The organism is Micromonospora sp. DT63, from assembly GCF_049841615.1.
Lineage (GTDB): Bacteria > Actinomycetota > Actinomycetes > Mycobacteriales > Micromonosporaceae > Micromonospora.
On record NZ_JBNCKQ010000007.1, the window covers coordinates 37686 to 55603 of the forward strand.

The 17918-nt window shown below is 73.4% G+C and carries 18 protein-coding genes, 1 pseudogene and 1 riboswitch; of the genes and pseudogenes, 15 read left to right on the plus strand and 4 right to left on the minus strand.

The genetic code is table 11. The features are described from left to right. The first annotated feature begins 154 nt into the window (after positions 1 to 154). The 8 genes from ACLQ27_RS24160 (at position 155) to ACLQ27_RS24195 (ending at position 5905) form a co-directional block, all read left to right on the plus strand. Positions 155 to 649 carry a hypothetical protein gene (locus tag ACLQ27_RS24160; RefSeq protein WP_234591483.1) on the plus strand — a complete coding sequence of 165 codons (495 nt, stop codon included), beginning with the start codon at positions 155 to 157 and terminating at the stop codon, positions 647 to 649. Positions 650 to 735: 86 nt separating this feature from the next. After that, positions 736 to 1347 carry a class F sortase gene (locus ACLQ27_RS24165; RefSeq protein WP_357489922.1) on the plus strand — a complete coding sequence of 204 codons (612 nt, stop codon included), beginning with the start codon at positions 736 to 738 and terminating at the stop codon, positions 1345 to 1347. Positions 1348 to 1375: 28 nt separating this feature from the next. Continuing rightward, positions 1376 to 1795 (plus strand): carboxymuconolactone decarboxylase family protein, encoded by a 420-nt coding sequence (locus ACLQ27_RS24170; protein ID WP_357489920.1) that lies wholly within the window; start codon positions 1376 to 1378, stop codon positions 1793 to 1795. A gap of 296 nt (positions 1796 to 2091) precedes the next feature. Beyond that, a complete protein-coding gene (locus ACLQ27_RS24175; protein WP_425868754.1) occupies positions 2092 to 3198 on the plus strand; it encodes a magnesium and cobalt transport protein CorA in 1107 nt (368 codons plus the stop codon). Positions 3199 to 3352: 154 nt separating this feature from the next. Further along, positions 3353 to 4123 (plus strand): SGNH/GDSL hydrolase family protein, encoded by a 771-nt coding sequence (locus tag ACLQ27_RS24180; RefSeq protein ID WP_425869095.1) that lies wholly within the window; start codon positions 3353 to 3355, stop codon positions 4121 to 4123. A 48-nt stretch (positions 4124 to 4171) separates the two neighbouring features. After that, a complete protein-coding gene (locus ACLQ27_RS24185) occupies positions 4172 to 4591 on the plus strand; it encodes a YchJ family protein (protein ID WP_425868756.1) in 420 nt (139 codons plus the stop codon). 202 nt (positions 4592 to 4793) lie between these two features. Further along, positions 4794 to 5522, plus strand: coding sequence for an SRPBCC domain-containing protein (locus ACLQ27_RS24190; protein ID WP_425868757.1), 729 nt, complete (start codon positions 4794 to 4796; stop codon positions 5520 to 5522). Beyond that, positions 5519 to 5905, plus strand: a complete 387-nt coding sequence (locus ACLQ27_RS24195; protein ID WP_234591605.1) for a VOC family protein — start codon at positions 5519 to 5521, stop codon at positions 5903 to 5905. The genes ACLQ27_RS24190 and ACLQ27_RS24195 overlap by 4 nt, the downstream gene beginning before the upstream one ends. A 48-nt stretch (positions 5906 to 5953) precedes the next feature. On the opposite strand, the gene ACLQ27_RS24200 is transcribed toward ACLQ27_RS24195, so the two are convergent. Both ACLQ27_RS24200 and ACLQ27_RS24205 read right to left on the minus strand, forming a co-directional pair. After that, positions 5954 to 7342, minus strand: a complete 1389-nt coding sequence (locus ACLQ27_RS24200; protein ID WP_425868759.1) for an MFS transporter — start codon at positions 7340 to 7342, stop codon at positions 5954 to 5956. A 544-nt stretch (positions 7343 to 7886) separates the two neighbouring features. Continuing rightward, positions 7887 to 8666, minus strand: a pseudogene (locus ACLQ27_RS24205) (mechanosensitive ion channel family protein); the annotation flags it as partial. A 211-nt stretch (positions 8667 to 8877) separates the two neighbouring features. Here ACLQ27_RS24205 and ACLQ27_RS24210 point away from each other — a divergent pair. From ACLQ27_RS24210 to ACLQ27_RS24225, 4 genes are all read left to right on the plus strand, one after another. Continuing rightward, the gene (locus ACLQ27_RS24210) at positions 8878 to 9987 is read left to right on the plus strand and encodes a peptidoglycan recognition protein family protein (protein ID WP_425868761.1); all 1110 of its coding nucleotides are present in this window, start codon (positions 8878 to 8880) and stop codon (positions 9985 to 9987) included. A 148-nt stretch (positions 9988 to 10135) separates the two neighbouring features. After that, positions 10136 to 11710 (plus strand): FMN-binding glutamate synthase family protein, encoded by a 1575-nt coding sequence (locus ACLQ27_RS24215; RefSeq protein WP_425868763.1) that lies wholly within the window; start codon positions 10136 to 10138, stop codon positions 11708 to 11710. A gap of 544 nt (positions 11711 to 12254) precedes the next feature. Next, positions 12255 to 12851, plus strand: coding sequence for a GNAT family N-acetyltransferase (locus ACLQ27_RS24220; protein WP_425868765.1), 597 nt, complete (start codon positions 12255 to 12257; stop codon positions 12849 to 12851). Beyond that, complete coding sequence (locus ACLQ27_RS24225) at positions 12848 to 13429, plus strand: GNAT family N-acetyltransferase (protein WP_425868767.1); 582 nt, start codon at positions 12848 to 12850, stop codon at positions 13427 to 13429. The genes ACLQ27_RS24220 and ACLQ27_RS24225 overlap by 4 nt, the downstream gene beginning before the upstream one ends. Here ACLQ27_RS24225 and ACLQ27_RS24230 read toward each other — a convergent pair. Further along, entirely contained in the window at positions 13324 to 14298 is a 975-nt protein-coding gene (locus ACLQ27_RS24230; RefSeq protein WP_357489899.1) for a helix-turn-helix transcriptional regulator, read from the minus strand. The genes ACLQ27_RS24225 and ACLQ27_RS24230 overlap by 106 nt on opposite strands. A 94-nt stretch (positions 14299 to 14392) precedes the next feature. On the opposite strand from ACLQ27_RS24230, the gene ACLQ27_RS24235 reads away from it, so the two are divergent. From ACLQ27_RS24235 to ACLQ27_RS24245, 3 genes are all read left to right on the plus strand, one after another. Continuing rightward, entirely contained in the window at positions 14393 to 14830 is a 438-nt protein-coding gene (locus tag ACLQ27_RS24235) for a VOC family protein (protein ID WP_425869096.1), read from the plus strand. A gap of 57 nt (positions 14831 to 14887) precedes the next feature. After that, positions 14888 to 16075, plus strand: a complete 1188-nt coding sequence (gene dinB, locus ACLQ27_RS24240) for a DNA polymerase IV (protein WP_425868769.1) — start codon at positions 14888 to 14890, stop codon at positions 16073 to 16075. Positions 16076 to 16191: 116 nt separating this feature from the next. Continuing rightward, on the plus strand, positions 16192 to 16551 hold the full coding sequence (locus ACLQ27_RS24245) for a hypothetical protein (RefSeq protein WP_425868771.1): 360 nt from the start codon (positions 16192 to 16194) through the stop codon (positions 16549 to 16551). A gap of 93 nt (positions 16552 to 16644) precedes the next feature. Here ACLQ27_RS24245 and ACLQ27_RS24250 read toward each other — a convergent pair whose 3' ends face one another. Beyond that, positions 16645 to 17337 (minus strand): transglycosylase family protein, encoded by a 693-nt coding sequence (locus tag ACLQ27_RS24250; RefSeq protein WP_425868772.1) that lies wholly within the window; start codon positions 17335 to 17337, stop codon positions 16645 to 16647. After that, positions 17337 to 17481: riboswitch (cyclic di-AMP (ydaO/yuaA leader) on the minus strand. (Overlaps the previous gene by 1 nt.) Positions 17482 to 17918 lie beyond the last annotated feature (437 nt).

The window sequence follows — 17918 nt, forward strand, 5'->3', positions numbered from 1 at the left end:
TCGGGTGGACACGTGACGGCAACGAAGGTTTCTCATTTTCACCTGATCGAGGTCCCAACCAACCTAGTGTTGGGCACACCGGTGCTAGTCACGGAGTTGGCCACCCGAACGACGTCCCACGCAGTCAGCGGACGAAAAGTGAGGGAAGACGCGTATGAAGGTCTCAACAGCACTCTGCTCTGCGGCGCTCGGCGTGGGCCTCGGCACGCTCCTGCTGCCGGGCGCCGCACTGGCCGACACCGTCGTGTCACCGGCCACCACCCCGGTCGGGGGAACCGTCGTACTCACCGCGACGACCTGCAACCCGAAGTCGGGTGACGTCATCTTCCGGGTCACCGGACCCAACCGCGACCAGAACGTCCGATCCACCACCGCCGCCGCCGGCGGCGGGCTCAGCGCCGAACTGTTCACCGCCGGGTTCACCCTCGGCACGTACACGGTGGCCGCTACCTGCGGCGACGGCAGTTCGGCGGGCAGCGCCACGTTCACCGTCACCCCGATCGGGGGCGCACCGGCCGGCTCGGGCGGCGACAACCGCGACGGCCGCGACGCGGGCGCCCTCGCCGCCGGAGGCACCCTGCTCGGCACCGCCGCCGCGGGCGCGGTGGTCCTGTTCCGCCGGCGTCGTCCGGTGTCCACCGTCGCCTGACCGGCGACGCGCTCCATCCCTGAGGACGGATGCCCGTGCCGGTGACACCGGCACGGGCATCCGACGATCCCTACGGAGGTCGGCACGTGTGGAGGCGACGGACCCTGCCGGCGGTGGTCGCCCTGCTCGGCGTGTCCGGGCTGGGGCTGATCACCGTCGGCCTCACCGCCGAGCCGGCGCGGCCCCCACGCCCGCCGGCGAACGCACCGACACACACCCGGCCCGCGCCGGACCTGGCGCCGCTCTCCCGCGCCGCGCCCGTCCGGGTCCAGATTCCGGCCATCGGTGTACGCGCGGAGATCGTCCCCGTCGGCGTGGACGCCGCCGGGGTGCTGGAAGTCCCCCCGCTGGACAAGCCGACCCTCGCCGGCTGGTACCGGCACGGGGTCAGCCCCGGAGAGACCGGCAACGCCGTCCTGGTGGGACACGTCGACTCCCCGGCCGGCCCGGCGGTCTTCTTCGACCTGGGTCGACTGCGCGCCGGCCAGGAGATCCAGGTCACCCGCGCCGACGCGCGGGTCACCACGTTCACAGTGGACAACGTCCACGCGTACCCCAAGGATCGCTTCCCCAGCGGCCTGGTCTACGGCCCGTCGGACGCCGCCGGGCTGCGCCTGATCACCTGCGGCGGCCGGTTCGACGCCGGGACCGGCAACTACGTGGACAACATCGTCGTCTTCGCCACCCGCACCGCCTGACGCGGTCCAAATAGGTCTAGGAGGCATCATGCCCGACAGCTCCGACTACGCCCGCGCCCTCGACACAGCGGAGAAGATGCTGGGGTTCCGGCTCGAGCAGTTCCTCACCGCAGGCGAGGGCGAGCCGTCGAACGCCGCCGACTTCAAGCAGATCGCCACCGAGCACGCGTTCGGTGACGCCTGGCCACGCAGCGAAATCCTGGACACCCGTATGCGGGCTCTGGTGTCCGTCACTATCACAGCCTCGCTAGGGATCCTCGAGCCGCTACGTGGCCAGCTGCGCATCGCCCTCAACAACGGGGTAACGCCCGAGGAGATCGTCGAGGCGTTCATTCAGATCGCCGTCTATGCGGGCGTGGCTCGTGCCTTCGACAGCTACACGATCGCCGCCCAGGTGTTCGCGGAGCGGGCACAGTCCCGGGTCGGAGATGCGGCACACGGCCGGTGACGACGGTTGCGACCTGCCCGGCCACCGGCAGGAGAAAGGGCCAGGGCATCTGATGTCGCCGCAAGAAGCGGAAGCCGCACCGCGCATCGGTTGGATACCCGCTCAGGAGTAACACGTGACGGAGTGCTTCAACCACCACCTCGTCGGTTCACCGGCGACCGTCAAGGCAGGATTGGAGGATCTCGCCGAGCGCCAACCCACCCCGCTGTCGGGGGCGGGACTCCGCTGGGCAGAATCCGGTGGCACCATCCCCTGCGAGCACCGTGGCCGCGACGGTGCGCGGGAGGGGGCGCGTCGTGGATCAGCGAGCGGTACGGGACCGGGCCGGTCGGGGCGTACGCGCCCTGGCCCGCCGACTGCTCGGCCGCCCTGGCGGAGAGGTTCCCTCGCCCCGCCGGTCCAATCCGGACGCCGTTGTCGACTGCGCCGTCTACGTCAAGGGCCGACGGGAGCCGGGCCGGCCGCACTACGACGACGCGTACGCCCGTGCCCGGCGGGGCCGCGACGCCTTCGTCTGGCTCGGGCTGCACGAACCGGGGCCGGCGGTGCTCGCCGCCGTGGGCCGTACCTTCGGCCTCGACGAGCTGACCGTCGAGCAGGCGCTCGCCGACGGGCACCGGCCCACTGTGCAGCGGCACGGACCGGTCACCCTGCTGGTGCTGCGCACCGCCGGGTACGTGGAGCACGCCGAGCTGACCGACACCTCCGAGGTGATCGACACCGGCGACGTGATGGTGCTGCTCGGTGAGCGGTTCGCCGTCACCGTGCGGCACGGTGCCGCCGGGGCGCTGCGCGACGTCCGCGCCGACATCGAGCGCCGACCGGAGCTGCTGGCCGCCGGCCCCTGGGCGGTGGCGTACGCGGTCTGTGCCCGCATGGTCGACACGTACCTGGAGGTGGCCGGGCACGTGGAGCGGGACCTGGAGCGGGTCGAGGAGGCGGTGTTCGCCCGCGACCGCTCGGTCGACATCCAGCACGTCTACCAGCTCAAGCGGGAGGTGGTGGAGTTCAAGCGGGCCGTGCTGCCGCTGCAGACGCCCGTGCGGATGCTGCTCGACCCGTCGGCCGACGGGCCGCCGCGCGCCCTGCACCGCTGGTTCGTGGACGTGGACGGTCGCCTGGCCCGGGCGGTGGACCGGGTGGCCGCATACGACGATCTACTCACCTCGATCGTCCAGTCCCGCCTGGCGCAGCTCGCCGTCGAGCAGAACAACGACATGCGCAAGATCGCCGCGTGGGCGGCCATCGCGGCCGCCCAGACCGGCATCGCCGGCCTCTACGGCATGAACTTCGACCACATGCCCGAGCTGGCCTGGCGCTACGGGTACGCCGGCGCGCTGGCCCTGATGGCGGCAGCGGCCCTCGCCCTGTACCGCCTGTTCCGCCGCTCCGGCTGGCTCTGACCCCTTCCCCCGCGATCTTGCACTTTCTGTCGCCGATACGCACCCTTTGCCGGCAATGCGGGGACAGTAAGTGCAAGATCGGCGCCCGGGTCGGGAGGGCGCGGAGCCTCTCCCGTCGGCCACCGTTCGGGCGGGGGCTAACCTCGCCCGCGTGATGTGGCAGCGGTACGTGGCGATCGGCGACAGCACCACCGAAGGGCTCGACGATCCGGACGACGACGGCGGCTACCGGGGCTGGGCCGACCGGTTCGCCCTGGCGGTGGCGCGCGCCCAGGGCGGGCTGGAGTACGCGAACCTGGCCATCCGTGGCCGGACCACCGCCCGGATCCGCGCCGAACAGCTCCAGCCGGCCCTCGATCTCGCGCCCGACCTGGCCACCGTGGTCGCCGGCATGAACGACGTGCTGCGCCCCTCCTTCGACGCGGACCAGGTCGCCGAGGACGTCGCGGCGATGCAGCGGGCGCTCGTCGGGCAGGGTGCCACAGTCCTGACCTTCACCATGCCGGACCCGGCGCCGGTGATGCCGCTGGCCCGGCCGCTGCGGGGCCGGATGCTGGCGCTCAACGCGGCCCTGCGCGCGGCCACCGCGCAGACCGGGGCCACGCTGCTGGACCTGGGGGCCCATCCCGTCGCCTCGGATCCGCGGCTGTGGAGCGACGACCGGCTGCACGCCAACAGCGCCGGGCACGCGCGGATCGCCGCCGCGCTGGCGTACACCGCGGGGCTGCCCGGGTTCGACGAATCCTGGACGGCGCCGCTGCCGCCGGCGCCGCTGCGACGCCGCGCCGAGGTGCTCGGCGCCGAGTTGGCCTGGGCCCGCCGGCACCTGCTGCCCTGGGTGGCCCGGCACCTGCGCGGCCGGTCGTCCGGGGACGACCGGGTCGCGAAACGGCCGGTGCCCCTGCCGGTGGCGCTGGACCGCTGACGGCCGGGCGCTCGGGTCGCCCGCCCGGCGGTGCGGCAGGATGGCGGGATGGGCAAGGGCAGGGGCGGCCAGCGGGCGAACGTGACGAGCGGACGGCTCTGCCCGTGCGGCTCCGGCCAGGCGTACGCCGACTGCTGCTCGCCGGTCCACGGCGGCACCGCCCAGGCGCCGACGGCCGAGGCGCTGATGCGTTCCCGGTTCAGCGCCTTCGCCCTCGGCGACGCCGACTACCTGTTGCGCAGTTGGCACTCGTCGACCCGACCCGCCCGGCTGGAGCTGACCCCGGGGCAGCGGTGGACCCGCCTGGAGATCGTCGAGACCGAACGCGGGGGCCTGCTCGACGCCACCGGCACTGTGACGTTCCACGCCCACTACCGCGAGGCGGGCCGACCGGGCACGCTTACCGAACACAGCCGGTTCGTCCGCGAGGACGGCCGGTGGGTCTACCTCGACGGCGACCAGCCCTGACGGCTGCGCGGACGGCCGGTCGGGGCGTACGATGACGGCGGCGTGGTCCTGCGCCGCACCTCCCTCCCGGCGCTCACGCCGCCGGCCACGCGGAGGCAAAGGGGGCCCTGGAGCCCTCGGGACGTGGTGCCACATGCCCCACTCCGGCGGGGTCGGCGGGAGCGTGGGTCCCGGTGACCGTGCCGTTGACCGGGAGCATGTGATGACCGACCAGCGATCGTTCAAGACCCGGGTCCGCGCCCGGATGGCAAAGACCGGCGAAAGCTACACCACGGCCCGCCGGCACCTGATCAGCCGGGCCGCCGCGCCGGCGTCCACCGCCGCACAGACCGAACGGCCCGCCGGCGCGTCCTCGGCACCAGCCGCCGCCGCGCAGACCGAGCGGATCGCCGATGATCTCCTGCGCGACCGGACCGGCCGGGGCTGGGCGGACTGGTTCGCCGTGCTCGACGCCGCGTCCGCCGCCGAGCGGACACACACCGAGATCGCCCGTCACCTGACGGCCGGGCACGAGGTGCCGGGCTGGTGGGCGCAGACCATCACCGTCGGGTACGAGCAGGCACGCGGCCTGCGCTCGCCAGGCCAACGACGCGACGGCGGCTTCGAGGCCAGCGCCAGCCGGACGGTGGCGGCGCCGGCGGCGCGGTTGTTCGAGGCCGTCGCCGACGAGACGGTACGCGCCCGTTGGCTGCCCGGCGTCGAGGTGCGGGTCCGCACCGCCACCGCGCCGCGCCGCTTCCGGGCCGACTGGGCCGGCGGTCCCACCCGCATCGTCGTCGGCTTCGACCCGGTCGGCGAGTCGAAGACGCGGGTCACCGTCCTGCACGAGAAGTTGATCGGAGCCGAGCAGGCCGCCGAGTTCAAGGCGTACTGGCGGGAACGGCTCACCGCGTTGAAGGTGCTGCTCGAGTCGAATGGAGACACCCGATGACCATGACCTTCGTCAACCTGCCGGTGCGTGACCTGACCGTCGCGACCGAGTTCTACCGGGCGCTCGGCTTCACCAGCGACCAGGCCACACCGGACGGGGACAGCATGATGATCACCGTCTCCGACACCACCCGGCTGATGCTGCACGTCCGCTCGGCCTTCGAGGGGTACACGCGGGTGCCCGTCACGGACCCGACGACCAGCCGGGAGGTCATCGTGGGCTTGTCGGCCGAGAGCCGCGAGCGGGTCGACGAGTTGGTCGACCGGGCGGTGGTGGCCGGCGGCGAGTCGCTCGGGGCGGGGATCACCAACGGGCCGATGTACATGCGCGGATTCCGTGACCTCGACGGCCACCAGTGGTCGTTCCTGCACCTCGCCGGCTGAGCGGGTCCCCGGCGGTGGCCACTGCGCCCGCCGCCGGGAACCCCGCCGTCACGGTGTCGGTCCGGGGTGTCGCCGGCGGGCCAGCAGCGCCAGCGCCACGACGACGTACGCCCCGGCCACCGCCGCGAACGCCACCGCGTTGCCGGCCGCCGTGGCGACGAGACCGTAACCGGCGTACGTCCCGATGATCAGCACGTCGGTGGCCATCCCGGCCAGTGAGGTGACGGTGGCCCGGCTGGTGCCGGTGATCCGGGCCTGCAACCGCGCGTCGGCCAGCACGGTGGCCAGCTGCGCGGCGCCGAACGCCACCGCGAGCAGCGTGAAGCCGGCCGGGTGCCGGACCAGCGCGCCCCCGGCCAGCGCGACGGCGACCAGGCCGAGCAGCGCGGCGTAACCCCGGCGGCCCAGCCGCTCCCCCGCCGGGGCGAGCAGCCCACCGACGGTCACGCCGGCCCACAGCAGCAGGAGCAGCAGCGGCACGGCCTGCGCGCCGACGCCGGTGTCCACGGCCAGCAGCGGCGTGTACTCGTCCAGCGCGCCCCAGTCGGCGGCCACCACAGCGACCAGCAGCACGGCCGCCCGCACGGGGGGCCGCGTGCGGACCTGCGTCACACCGGCCCGCAGCGTGCCCCACCAGGTCAGGTCGCCGTCGTCGTCAGGTGTCGCCGGATCGGGCGCGTGGCCGCCGGGCAGCACGGCGACGGGCAGCAGGGCGTCGGGCGCGTGGCCGCCGGGCGGCACGGCGTCGGGCGACATGGCGACCGGCGGCACGGCGACGGGCAGCACGGCGACGGGCGGCACGGCCGGCGGCGGGTCGTGCGCGGGGTGCGACGGTGCCGGGCCGGGCGGCGGGCGGTGCTCGGGGAACCGGGCCGCGACGGCGGCGGCGAGCAGGCAGGCGAGCACGCTGGCCGCGCCGACCGCCGGGTACCCGCCGACGGCGAGCACCGGGCCGGCGAGCACCCCGGTGACCACCACGCCCAGCACACCCGCCGTCCGGGCCCGACCGAGCACCCGGGCGTACCGACCGACGGCGCCGAGCCGGTCCAGTTCGGTCCAGACCAGCGCCTCCAGGGCGCCGGACACCAGCGCCCCGCCAGCGCCCCACAACAGGAACCCGACCGCGAATGCCGGGTACGACGGGAGCAGCACCCACAGCGCGTAGCCGGCCGCGGTCACCAGCGGGGCGAGGCACAGCAGCAGCCGGCGCGACACCACGTCGGCCCACGCGCCGGACGGCACCTCGAACAGGATGCCGGCGGCCGACCAGATGACGAACAGGGACGAGATCTGCCCCACCGACAGGCCGGTGTCGGCGAAGAGCACCACGTACAGCGGGTAGAGCAGGACGAGGTCACTGAGGAACGCGTACGCGTAGAGGGTCACCGACAGCCGGCGGATCGCCGGGTCGGGCACGCGCGAGGCGAGGTAAATCATGGGGCCTTCCCGTGGGAGTGGAGACGGACACCGGACGTACGGTGCCCGTGGCGGTCCACGGGTGCGGCCGAAGGCGTTGGATCAATGTCGCCAGGTCATGCCGGCGATGGTAGACCGGCGTGACGGTGCCGGCCAGTGCTTTCGGCGTGCCGGCGCGCGACGTGAGCGGGGCGGGATCCGCGTGGATCCCGCCCCGTCGTCCCGCCGAGGGTCAGCGCCGGTGGGGATCCACCGGCGGGATGACCGTCGTGGTCTCGCTGTCGTCGCTGGTGCGCTGGCCCGGAACCCCGCCGCTGATCACCTGGGTCGTGTCGGCGTCGCGGTGGGGATCCACGACCTGCGTGGTGTCCGGGTCGCTCGGGCGGGCGACCACCTGCGTGGTGTCGTCGGTCGACGGCCGCACCACCTGCGTCGCGTCCGCGTCCGTGTCGGCGGGACGGGTCACCACCTGCGTGGCCTCCGGGTCGGACGGCCGCGTCGTCACCTGGGTCGCGTCCGCGTCCACGTCGGCGGGACGGGTCACCACCTGCGTGGCCTCCGGGTCGGACGGCCGCGTCGTCACCTGGGTGGTGTCTGCGTCGGCGCGGGCGGCCGTCGCACGGGCCAGTTCGGCCTCGGCGTCGCGGCGACTGGCCCGGTAGGCGCGGGTGTGCGTGGCGATCAGCTGCGACTCCTGCTCGGCGCGGGTCAGCCACGCCTCCCAGCGACTCTGCATCGGACGGATCAGGCCGCCACCGACGCCGACGACGAGGATGCCGCCCACAGTGGCCAGCACCGCGATCAGCACCGGGGTGGTGACCGCGGTGGCCACGCCGATCTGGTTCAGCGCCGCGATGACGCCCAGGCCGAGGATGAACACCGAGGCGGTACCGGCCAGCACCCGACCGTACGAGAGCCCGCCCAGCGCCCCGCTGATGATGTCCTTGACGGCGTTGGCGATGGCGGCGGCGACTACGACGATGACGATCGCGACGAAGGCGCGGGGCAACCACGCGACCACGGCCGTGATCAGGTCGGAGATCGGGTTGGGCCCCCAGATGCCGAAGGCGAGTTGCAGGGTGAGCAGCAGCACCGCGTAGTAGACGAGCTTCGCGACGATGTCGCTGGCGTCGTACCGGGAGCGGCTCAGGGCCCGGCGGATGCCGCCGCGCTCGACGGCGCGGTCGAAGCCCACGCGTTCGAGGACCTTCTCCACGATTTTCAGTACGGCCTTGGCGATCAGCCAACCGGCCACCAGGATCGCCAGGAAGGCGACGGCCTTGGGCAGGAAGAGCATCACCGAGCGAAGGGCGTCGCCCACCGCGTCGCTGACGTTGTCACTCATAGGGTCGTTCCTCCATGCGGAGCAGCCGGGATGGTAGGTCCCCGACCTACCCCCACCAGCGGTCGGGGAAACGCCGCTCCCGCTGCGCAGGGTCTAGCGCACGGACGAGTCTTGGCAATATTCTCCGGAGTACGTGCGGCCATTGGAGCTACTTTTCATCCCCCCGCCGTCGGCCGCAGGAGGAGATGTCATGCACGTCGACCATTCCGAAGTGGACCGCCGAACGCTGCTGCGTGCCGGTCTCGGCGCGGCCACGGTCGCCGTCGTCGGAAGCGAACTCGCCTTTTCGGGCGCGGCGCAGGCCGCTCCCGGCACCGACCTGGACTGGATCATCAGCTGCGACGAGTGGGCTGCCCGCCCGCCGAAGGACCCGCTGTCGGTCAGCGCCATCCCCACCAACAAGATCATCGTGCATCACATGGCGTTCCCGAACGTCACCGACTACTCCCGCGAGCAGGCGGTCAAGCTGGCCCACGACTGCCAGGACCTGCACATGGACGGCAACGGCTGGTCGGACACCGGCCAGCACTTCACGGTGAGCCGCGGCGGCTACGTGCTGGAGGGCCGCCGGGGCAGCCTGGAACGCCTCGAAGCGGGCGACCGCCAGATGATCTCGGCGCACTGCCCGGGCGAGAACGGCCGGGCCATCGGCATCGAGAACGAGGGCACCTACGTCACCGAAACCCCGCCGGAGGCGCTGACCGACTCGCTGGTCAAGCTCTGCGTCGCGATCTGCCGGCAGTACGGGCTGCACGCGTTCGACATCTTCGGCCACTGGGACTTCCGCACCACCGAGTGCCCGGGCGCGGCGTTCTACCGGCAGTTCCCGGACCTGCGGCGGCGGGTCCACGCGGCCCTCGGCACCAAGCTGGGCGACGTGCCGGCCCGCCGCTGGCCGGACCTGTGGCGGTTCGTCAACTCGCCGTCGGTCCGGGTGGTGCAGCACCTGCTGGCGTACCGCGGCTACGCCGTGACGGTCAGCGGCACGTTCGACGCCGCGACCGTGGCCGCCGTGCAGGACTGGCAGGCCCGCAATGGCATCGCCGTGGACGTGGACGCCACGCTCACCACGCCGACCTGGGAGACCCTCGCGCCGGAGCTGGACCAGCACGCCGCCGGAGCGCCGGTCACGGCCGTGCAGGAGATCCTCGCGACCAAGGGGTACGCGGTCACCGTCACCGGGGCGTACGACCACGCCACCCGCGGGGCCGTGCAGGACCTGCAGGCGCTGCACGGCCTGCCCCGCAACGGCAAGCTCAGCACGAGCACGTGGTGCGCGATCGTCGGCGGCACGGTCCGTCAGTCGTTCATGCACCTCTGACCCTGGGTTGGAGGCGGCACCTGGTGATCCCCGTGCCGCCTCCACCGCGGGGCGCACGCTGGCCACCAGCGCGCACCCGGGGCCTGAGCAGCGCATTGTCGGCGACGTGCCGGTTTGGCTCAGGGCTCAGGCGGAAAGGTTGCCCGGCATGACTTGGGCCCGTCGAGCCGTACCCGCCGTAGCCGCCGCCGTCGCGGCGCTCGCCGCGCGGGATCTGATCCAGCGTGACCACGCGCTGCTGCGCAACTTCCCGGTGCTCGGCCGAGCCCGGTACCTGCTGGAGGCCATCGGGCCGGAGCTTCGGCAGTACATCGTGGCTGGCAACAACGAGGAACGCCCGTTCACCCGCGACCAGCGTCGCTGGGTGTACGCGTCGGCGAAGCAGGAGAACAACTACTTCGGCTTCGGCACGGACAACGACATCGAGCACACGCCCGGCTACCCGATCATCAAGCACCGCACGTTCGGCCGGGCCGTGCCGCCGTCGTCGCCGACAGCCGGGCACGACGTCCAGCTGCCGTGCGCGAAGGTGCTGGGCGCGGCGCGGGACCGGGCACGCGCGTTCCGACCGGAGTCGGTGGTCAACATCTCCGGGATGAGCTTCGGCTCGCTTTCGGGCAACGCCATCACCGCCCTGAACAAGGGGGCCGCTCTCGCCGGGTGCCTGCAGAACACCGGCGAGGGTGGCCTGTCGCCGTACCACCGCAACGGTGGGGAGCTGGTCTTCCAACTCGGCACGGCGTACTTCGGCTGCCGCGACGAGCACGGCCGCTTCAGCCTCGACCGGTTGAAGGACCTGGTCGCCGGCGCCCCCGTCCGGGCGTTGGAGATCAAGCTGAGCCAGGGCGCCAAGCCGAGCCTCGGCGGCCTGCTGCCGGGGGCGAAGGTGTCCGCCGAGATCGCCGCCACCCGGGGCATCCCGGCCGGGCAGGACTGCGTGAGCCCGTCGCGGCACGCCGAGTTCTCCGACTGTGACAGCCTGCTCGACTGGGTGGAGCTGCTGGCCGCCGAGACCGGCCTGCCCGTCGGCATCAAGTCGGCGGTCGGCGACCTCACCTTCTGGGAGGAACTGGCCAGCCTGATGCGGGACACCGGTCGGGGCGTCGACTTCGTCACTGTCGACGGCGGCGAGGGCGGCACCGGTGCCGCGCCGCTGATCTTCACCGACTCGGTGTCGCTCCCGTTCCAGCACGGCTTCTCCCGGGTGTACAAGGTCTTCGCCGAACACGACCTGCACGAGCAGGTGGTGTTCATCGGCAGCGGCAAGCTCGGCCTTCCGGACAACGCCATCGTGGCGTTCGCGCTCGGCTGCGACATGGTCAACGTGGGTCGGGAGGCGATGCTGTCGATCGGCTGCATCCAGGCGCAGAAGTGCCACACCGACACCTGCCCCACCGGGGTGGCGACGCAGAACGCGTGGCTGGCCCGGGGCCTCGACCCGACGCTCAAGTCCGTCCGGGCGGCCAACTACCTGCGGACCCTGCGCCGGGACCTGACCAAGGTCGCCGAGGCGTGCGGCGTCGAACACCCCGGCCTGATCGGCACGGACGCCGTGGAGATCCTGGACGGCCGCACCGGCTCGGCCCCACTGCACGAGGTGTACGGCTACCAACCGCACTGGGGCATGCCCTCGCCGGCCGACCAGAAGGAGATCATCCGGCTGATGACCCCGGAGTCGCCCCGGGGTGGCAGCGCCCCTCCGTCGGCGACCGCCATGGGCTGAGGGCGGCGGCCCTGGACGACGGCTCTGGATGGCGGCTCAGGACGGCGGCTCAGGGCGACGGGCCGTGGGCGACGGGCCGTGGGCTACGGGTCAGGGCGACGGAGCAGACGCGGCCTCTGCTCTGGGCGGCCATGACTCCGACGAGCGGCATTCCTGTGCGTCATATTTATGACTCACAGGAATACCGCTCTTCCGCATCATGTCGACCGGCCGCCGTGACGAGCCGCGCGGCGTCGCGCGCGGCGCCTCACGAGCCGGGCGGAGCGGGGCCGCGCAGGTCGCGTGCCTCGCCCCCGGAGCGGAGCGAGGCGGGGCCGCGCGCGTCGCCCCCGGAGCGGGAGGCGGCGGGGCCGCGGGGGCCGCCTCGGAACGGGACGCGGCGGGGTGCGGCGGGGCGTGCGGTGCGGGGGCGATGTCGCGTCGGCTGGCACGACGGTCGCGGGGCCGGGCAGGTCCGGCATCGACGGGTCGGGGCATCCGTCATCGGCGGTCGTCGACCGATAACTCCTGGAGCCGCTGCCGGCGACACCCGTATCGTGGCGCGGTGCTGATCAGACGTGAAACCCCCACCGACGTCGACGCCATCCGCGCGGTGCATGCCGCCGCCTTCGCCAAGACCACGAACGACACACCCCAAGTGGACGCGACGCCAGTCGAGGCACCGAAGGTCGACGCATCGAAGGTCGACACACCGCCGGTCGACACACCGCCGGTCGAGGCGACGCTTGTCGACGCGCTGCGGACCGACGAGGGCTGGCTGCCCGCGTACTCCCTGGTGGCGGTCGATTCGGACGGCCTGGTGGTGGGGCACGTGGTGGCCACCCGCGGGCGGGTGGCCGGTGAGCCGGTCGCGTTGGGCCTGGGGCCGCTCGGCGTGCTTCCCGCGTGGCAGCGTCGCGGCGTCGGCACGGCGTTGATGCACGCGGTGCTCGGCGCGGCCGACGCCCGAGACGAACCGCTCGTGGTGCTGCTCGGGCATCCCGGCTACTACCCACGGTTCGGCTTCCGGCCGGCCGTCGAGCTGGGCGTCACACCGCCACAGCCGTGGGGTCCGCAGTACTTCATGGCTCGGCCGCTGACCGCCTGGCGCGAGACCATCCGGGGCGAGTTCCGCTACGCCAGCCCCTTCGACGACCTGTGAACCCACCGCGCATCCGCCGCCGGCGAGCCGCCGACCTCGACGGCTGCGTCGCGGCGCTCGCCGACGTCCACCGGGTCGACAGCTATCCGCTGAACTGGCCGGCCGACCCGCACCGCTGGCTGCGCGAGCCGCACCCGGCGCGCGCCTGGGTCGCCGTCGACGCCGCTGGAACGATCGTCGGACACGTCGCGGTGCACCGCCTGCCCGACCCGGCGGACGAGCCGCACCCCGAGCCGGCGGCCGAGGTGGCCCGCCTGTTCGTGGCGCCGGCCGCCCGCGGGCTGGCGCTGGGCAGCGCTCTGCTGGCCCGGGCCCGGCGCTGGGCGGACGCGCGCGGGGTGCGTCTGGTGCTCGACGTGGTCGCCGACGGCGCCGCGGCCGTCGCCCTCTACGAGCGCACCGGCTGGCGGTGCACGGGCACGAGCACGGCATCGTGGGCCGCCCCGGACGGCAGCCCGGTGTCGTTGCGGCGTTACACGGTGGGCTCCGACGCCGGCCCGGCCAGCGCCGCCAGGCGGCGGGCGAGCCGGGCGGCGGCCTCGCGCAGTTCGACGGGCTCCAGCACCTCCACCTCGTAACTCAGGCGGGCGATGTGCGCGGCGAGCCAGTCCAGGCTGTCGCCGCCGACGACGAGCACGCACCACCCGTCGCGGTCGGCCTCCACGCGCCCCACCTGCGGCGGCACCACCTCCCGCACGCGTTCGGGCGGAGCGTGCACCCGCACCCGGGCGAGATGCCGGTAGGGCGCGTCGGTCACCGACCGCTGCACGAAGGCGATCGGATCCGGATGTTCGCGCGCCGCAAAGCGCCAGGTCGTCGCCACAGTGGCCCGCATCCGGTCCAGGCGGAACGTCCGCCAGTCGTCACGATCGACGTCCCAGGCCATCAGATACCAACGACGGCCGGTGGTGACCATCCGGACCGGCTCGACCGTCCGCTCCCGTTCACCGCCGTCGCGGCCGGCGTAGCGGAACCGCACCCGCACGGCGTCCCGACAGGCCCGGGCGAGGGTCACCAGCAGCTCCGCGTCGATCTCGACCACCGGGCCGATGAGCGTCTCCGTCCAGCCGTGCACCGCCCGCACCTCGGCGCGCAGCCGCGCCGGCATCACCTGGTCCAGTTTCGTGAGTGCCCGCAGGGCCGCCTCGCCCGCCCCGGCGACAGTGCCTCCCGACGCCAGTCGCAGGGAGACCGCCGTGGCGATCGCCTCCTCGTCGTCCAGGAGCAGCGGCGGCAGCCGGGTGCCCGCGCCGAGCCGGTAGCCGCCGCCGACGCCAAACGAAGCCTGGACGGGATACCCGAGGGCGCGCAGGCGTTGCACGTCGCGGCGCACACAGCGGTCGGTGACACCCAGCTCGGCGGCGAGCTCGGTGGCCGTCCACGACGGCCGCCGCTGCAACAGGGCCAGCGTCCGCAGCACCCGCTCCGTCGTCGCCTCCACAGTCACCCGCCGATCGTTGCACGAATAGCGGAACGACCCTGTCCGCCATCAGCGAGAGGGTGGCAGCATGACCAGCCAGACCAGGAAAGAGGGAGCTGTCATGGCCCGCGAGGTGCAGATAACGTTCGACGCCGCCGACCCGGCCAGCCTGGCGGCGTTCTGGGCCGCGGCCCTCGACTACGAGTTGCAGGGACCGCCCGGCGACTTCGACTCGTGGGACGCCGCACTGGACGCGATGGGTGTGCCGCCGGAGCGACGCAACGACGCGTCGGCGGTGGTCGATCCCAAGGGCGCGGGGCCGCGCCTGTTCTTCCAGCGCGTGCCGGAGGGCAAGCAGGCCAAGAATCGCGTACACCTCGATGTGCGGGCCGCCCCCGGGCTCACGGGTGACGAGCGGATGGCGGCCCTGGAGGCGGAGGCCGAACGGCTCGTCGCCCGCGGCGCCACCCGCCTCGAACGGCACGAACCCGCTCCCCCGCTCGGCGCCGGTCACCTCGTGCTCGCCGACCCCGAGGGCAACGAGTTCTGCCTCGACTGATCGCGCGTTCCCCCAGCTCACCGCCGCGATCACCGGACGTCGTGCGAACATGTGTACGTGTCGAGCGGCGCCCACATCCTGCACGCCGACCTGGACGCCTTCTACGCGTCGGTCGAGCAGCGCGACGACCCGCGCCTGCGAGGGCGGCCGGTGATCGTCGGCGGTGGTGTGGTGCTCGCCGCCAGCTACGAGGCGAAGGCGCGGGGCGTCCGCAGCGCGATGGGTGGCCAGCAGGCCCGCAGGCTGTGCCCGGACGCGATAGTGGTGCCGCCCCGGATGGCGGCGTACACGCAGGCCAGCCGGGCGGTGTTCGAGATCTTCCGGCAGACCACCCCGCTGGTCGAAGGGCTCTCCATCGACGAGGCGTTCCTGGACGTGGGCGGTCTGCGGCGGCTCGTCGGCGCACCGGCCGACATCGCCGAGCGGCTGCGCCGGGAGGTCCGCGACCGGGTCCACCTGCCGATCACGGTGGGCGTGGCCCGGACGAAGTTCCTGGCGAAGGTGGCCAGCGGGGTGGCGAAACCGGACGGGCTGCTGGTCGTCGCGCCCGACGCCGAGGTGGAGTTCCTGCACCCGCTGCCGGTGGAACGGCTGTGGGGCGTCGGCCCGGTCACGGCGGCGAAACTGCGGGAGCGCCGGATCCGTACCGTCGGGGAGGTGGCCCGGCTCGGCGAGGCCGCGCTGGTGTCCCTGCTCGGGGCGGGCGCCGGCCGGCACCTGCACGCCCTGGCCCACAACCGGGACCCCCGGTCGGTGCAGGTGGGCCGCCGCCGGGGCTCGATGGGCGCGCAGCACGCGTTGAGTCGTACGCCGCACGCCCCCGCCGAGCTGGACGCCATCCTGGCGGGCCTGGTCGACCGGGTCAGCCGGCGGATGCGGGCGGCCGGGCGGTCCGGGCGCACGGTGGTGCTGCGGCTGCGCTTCGGCGACTACACCCGGGCCACCCGCTCGCACACCGTCGGCAAGGCGACCGCGGACACCACGGCGCTGCTGGGCGCCGCGCGGGCGTTGCTGCGGGCCGCGCTGCCGGAGATCGAGCGCCGCGGAGCCACCCTGATCGGCGTCTCGGTCGGCAACCTCGACGACAACCCGGTGCAGCCGGAGCTGCCCTTCGACGTCGACACCGGGGCCGACCTGGACGCCGCGGTGGACGCGGTACGCGACCGGTTCGGCTCGGCGGCACTCACCCGGGCGGTGCTCCTCGGCCGGGACCCGGGTGTCGAGATGCCGCTAGTGCCGGACTGAGCCCCGTGTGGGGGGCCGGCCAGCTGCGACCGGAGACACATCACAGCAGGTCGACGGTTTAGCCGGCGGCTCACGGGTGACCCTTGGGGGGGAACAGCCTGACGAGGGGGGCCACCATGTCCGACGACACCAGCAACCGACCGAGCCGGCACGCCGAACGCCCGCACGACGTGACCGACCCCCTGCTCTGGCAGTTGGCGGTCGACGTGCTGAGTGCCCACGAGCCCGACGAGGAGGGCCACTGCCGCAACCTCCAGTGCGCCGGCCAGTCCTGGCCGTGCTCGGCCCGCGCGGGTGCCGAGCAGTCGCTCCGGCTGGCCCGCAGGACTCCCGGCGCGGTCGAAATGACCATCGGCGGTGACGACGCCGGCACGGGCTGGCCCGGCGAGGCCGCGGCACCCGCCGGCCGGTGGGACCGCAGCGCCAACGCGGTGGCGTCGCGCCGGGAGTCGAGGGCCTCCGCCCCCGCGGCGTAGCCGCGACGACACCCGTTGCTCAGAGGCGATCAGCGCCCGACGAACGACCGAACGCTCGGCCGGTGACCCGGCCGAGCGTTCGTGTGTCGTACGTCAGAGGGCGAGCCGCTGACCCGGGAAGATCAGGCCGGCGTCGGCGCCGATCAGCTGCCGGTTGCGCTCGTACAGGGCCTCCCAGCCGCCCGCCTGGTGGTGGCTGTCGGCGATCTCCGACAGGGTGTCCCCCGGCTTGACGACGTACGTGTCGCCGCCGGCCGCGGGGGCGGTGCGCTCGTGGTTGCGGGTCGCCGGCCGGTCGCCGCGCGACGACCGCTCCTTCGGCGCGGTGGACCGGTCCTTCGGCGCGGTGGACCGGTCCTTCGGCGCGGTGGACCGGTCCTTCCCGGCGGTGGACTTCGAGGACTTCGCGGCGGAGCCCGACGAGCCACCCTTGCGGCCACAGGTCGGCCACGCGCCGATGCCCTGCCCGTCGAGCACCTTCTCGGCGATGGCGATCTGCTCGCCGCGGCTGGCCAGGTCGGCGCGGGCGGCGTACTTCTTGCCGCCGTAGCCGGCCCAGGTGCCCTGGGAGAACTGCAGGCCGCCGTAGTAGCCGTTACCGGTGTTGATCTTCCAGTTGCCGCCGGACTCGCACTGGGCGATCGCGTCCCAGTTGACACCGGCCTGGGCCGGGGCCGCGGGCCCGAAGAGGGCGACGGCGCCGGTGACCGCGCCGACGGCCAGGGTGCCGACGGCGACGCGGCGGGTGGTGACCCGTCGATGACGGGGCGTGTAGACAGACGTCATGTGTGGTTCCTCCACGCCGGCGAGGTGAGCTGTCGGGTTCGGGCCGAGGAGCCCGGCCGCACGGTGGCGGCTTCACCCCGAGGTGACATGCACCGAGGAACGTGGGTCCCCCGCTCCTGCCCGGGGTTCTGGTATCCGACGACCGGGGGCAGGATTTGGCGTTGCCGGTCGTGGTGTCCACGGTGGTGGACTCGACCGACGGTAGGCACGGTCGGTGACCCTCGCCCAACGCTTGTGAACTTGTTCACCGGTGCACGCGGGGCGCCTCTGCCAGCGGTTGCGGACGACGCGCGGCTGTGCACCGACCATGATGGACCGATTCCGATCAGGCCCGGATGTCACCGTCCGTACGCAGCCCGGAGGTGATGCGACGGAGCAGTTCGACGTGTCCGGGCGACGCGGAGGACCGGGTGTCGTGACCGAGAGCGGAGTAGACCACCCCGGCTGGGACCGAGGGCGCGCGCCCACACCGGTGGGCGGGTGGCGCCGCCCTCCTCGTGCGCGCTCCTTGCGAATTGACGTTCGGGCAGGAAACCGTAGATCGGCGGCCGCGATGCTCGAAGACGCACCGGGTCGATCCC

Excerpts from the sequence above, each read along its gene's own strand:
- ACLQ27_RS24160 (WP_234591483.1), top strand. The coding sequence starts at position 155 with ATGAAGGTCTCAACAGCACTCTGCTCTGCGGCGCTCGGCGTGGGCCTC.
- ACLQ27_RS24170 (WP_357489920.1), top strand. The coding sequence starts at position 1,376 with ATGCCCGACAGCTCCGACTACGCCCGCGCCCTCGACACAGCGGAGAAG.
- ACLQ27_RS24180 (WP_425869095.1), top strand. The coding sequence starts at position 3,353 with ATGTGGCAGCGGTACGTGGCGATCGGCGACAGCACCACCGAAGGGCTC.
- ACLQ27_RS24185 (WP_425868756.1), top strand. The coding sequence starts at position 4,172 with ATGGGCAAGGGCAGGGGCGGCCAGCGGGCGAACGTGACGAGCGGACGG.
- ACLQ27_RS24190 (WP_425868757.1), top strand. The coding sequence starts at position 4,794 with ATGACCGACCAGCGATCGTTCAAGACCCGGGTCCGCGCCCGGATGGCA.
- ACLQ27_RS24195 (WP_234591605.1), top strand. The coding sequence starts at position 5,519 with ATGACCATGACCTTCGTCAACCTGCCGGTGCGTGACCTGACCGTCGCG.
- ACLQ27_RS24200 (WP_425868759.1), bottom strand. The coding sequence starts at position 7,342 with ATGATTTACCTCGCCTCGCGCGTGCCCGACCCGGCGATCCGCCGGCTG.
- ACLQ27_RS24215 (WP_425868763.1), top strand. The coding sequence starts at position 10,136 with ATGACTTGGGCCCGTCGAGCCGTACCCGCCGTAGCCGCCGCCGTCGCG.
- ACLQ27_RS24235 (WP_425869096.1), top strand. The coding sequence starts at position 14,393 with ATGGCCCGCGAGGTGCAGATAACGTTCGACGCCGCCGACCCGGCCAGC.
- ACLQ27_RS24245 (WP_425868771.1), top strand. The coding sequence starts at position 16,192 with ATGTCCGACGACACCAGCAACCGACCGAGCCGGCACGCCGAACGCCCG.
- ACLQ27_RS24250 (WP_425868772.1), bottom strand. The coding sequence starts at position 17,337 with ATGACGTCTGTCTACACGCCCCGTCATCGACGGGTCACCACCCGCCGC.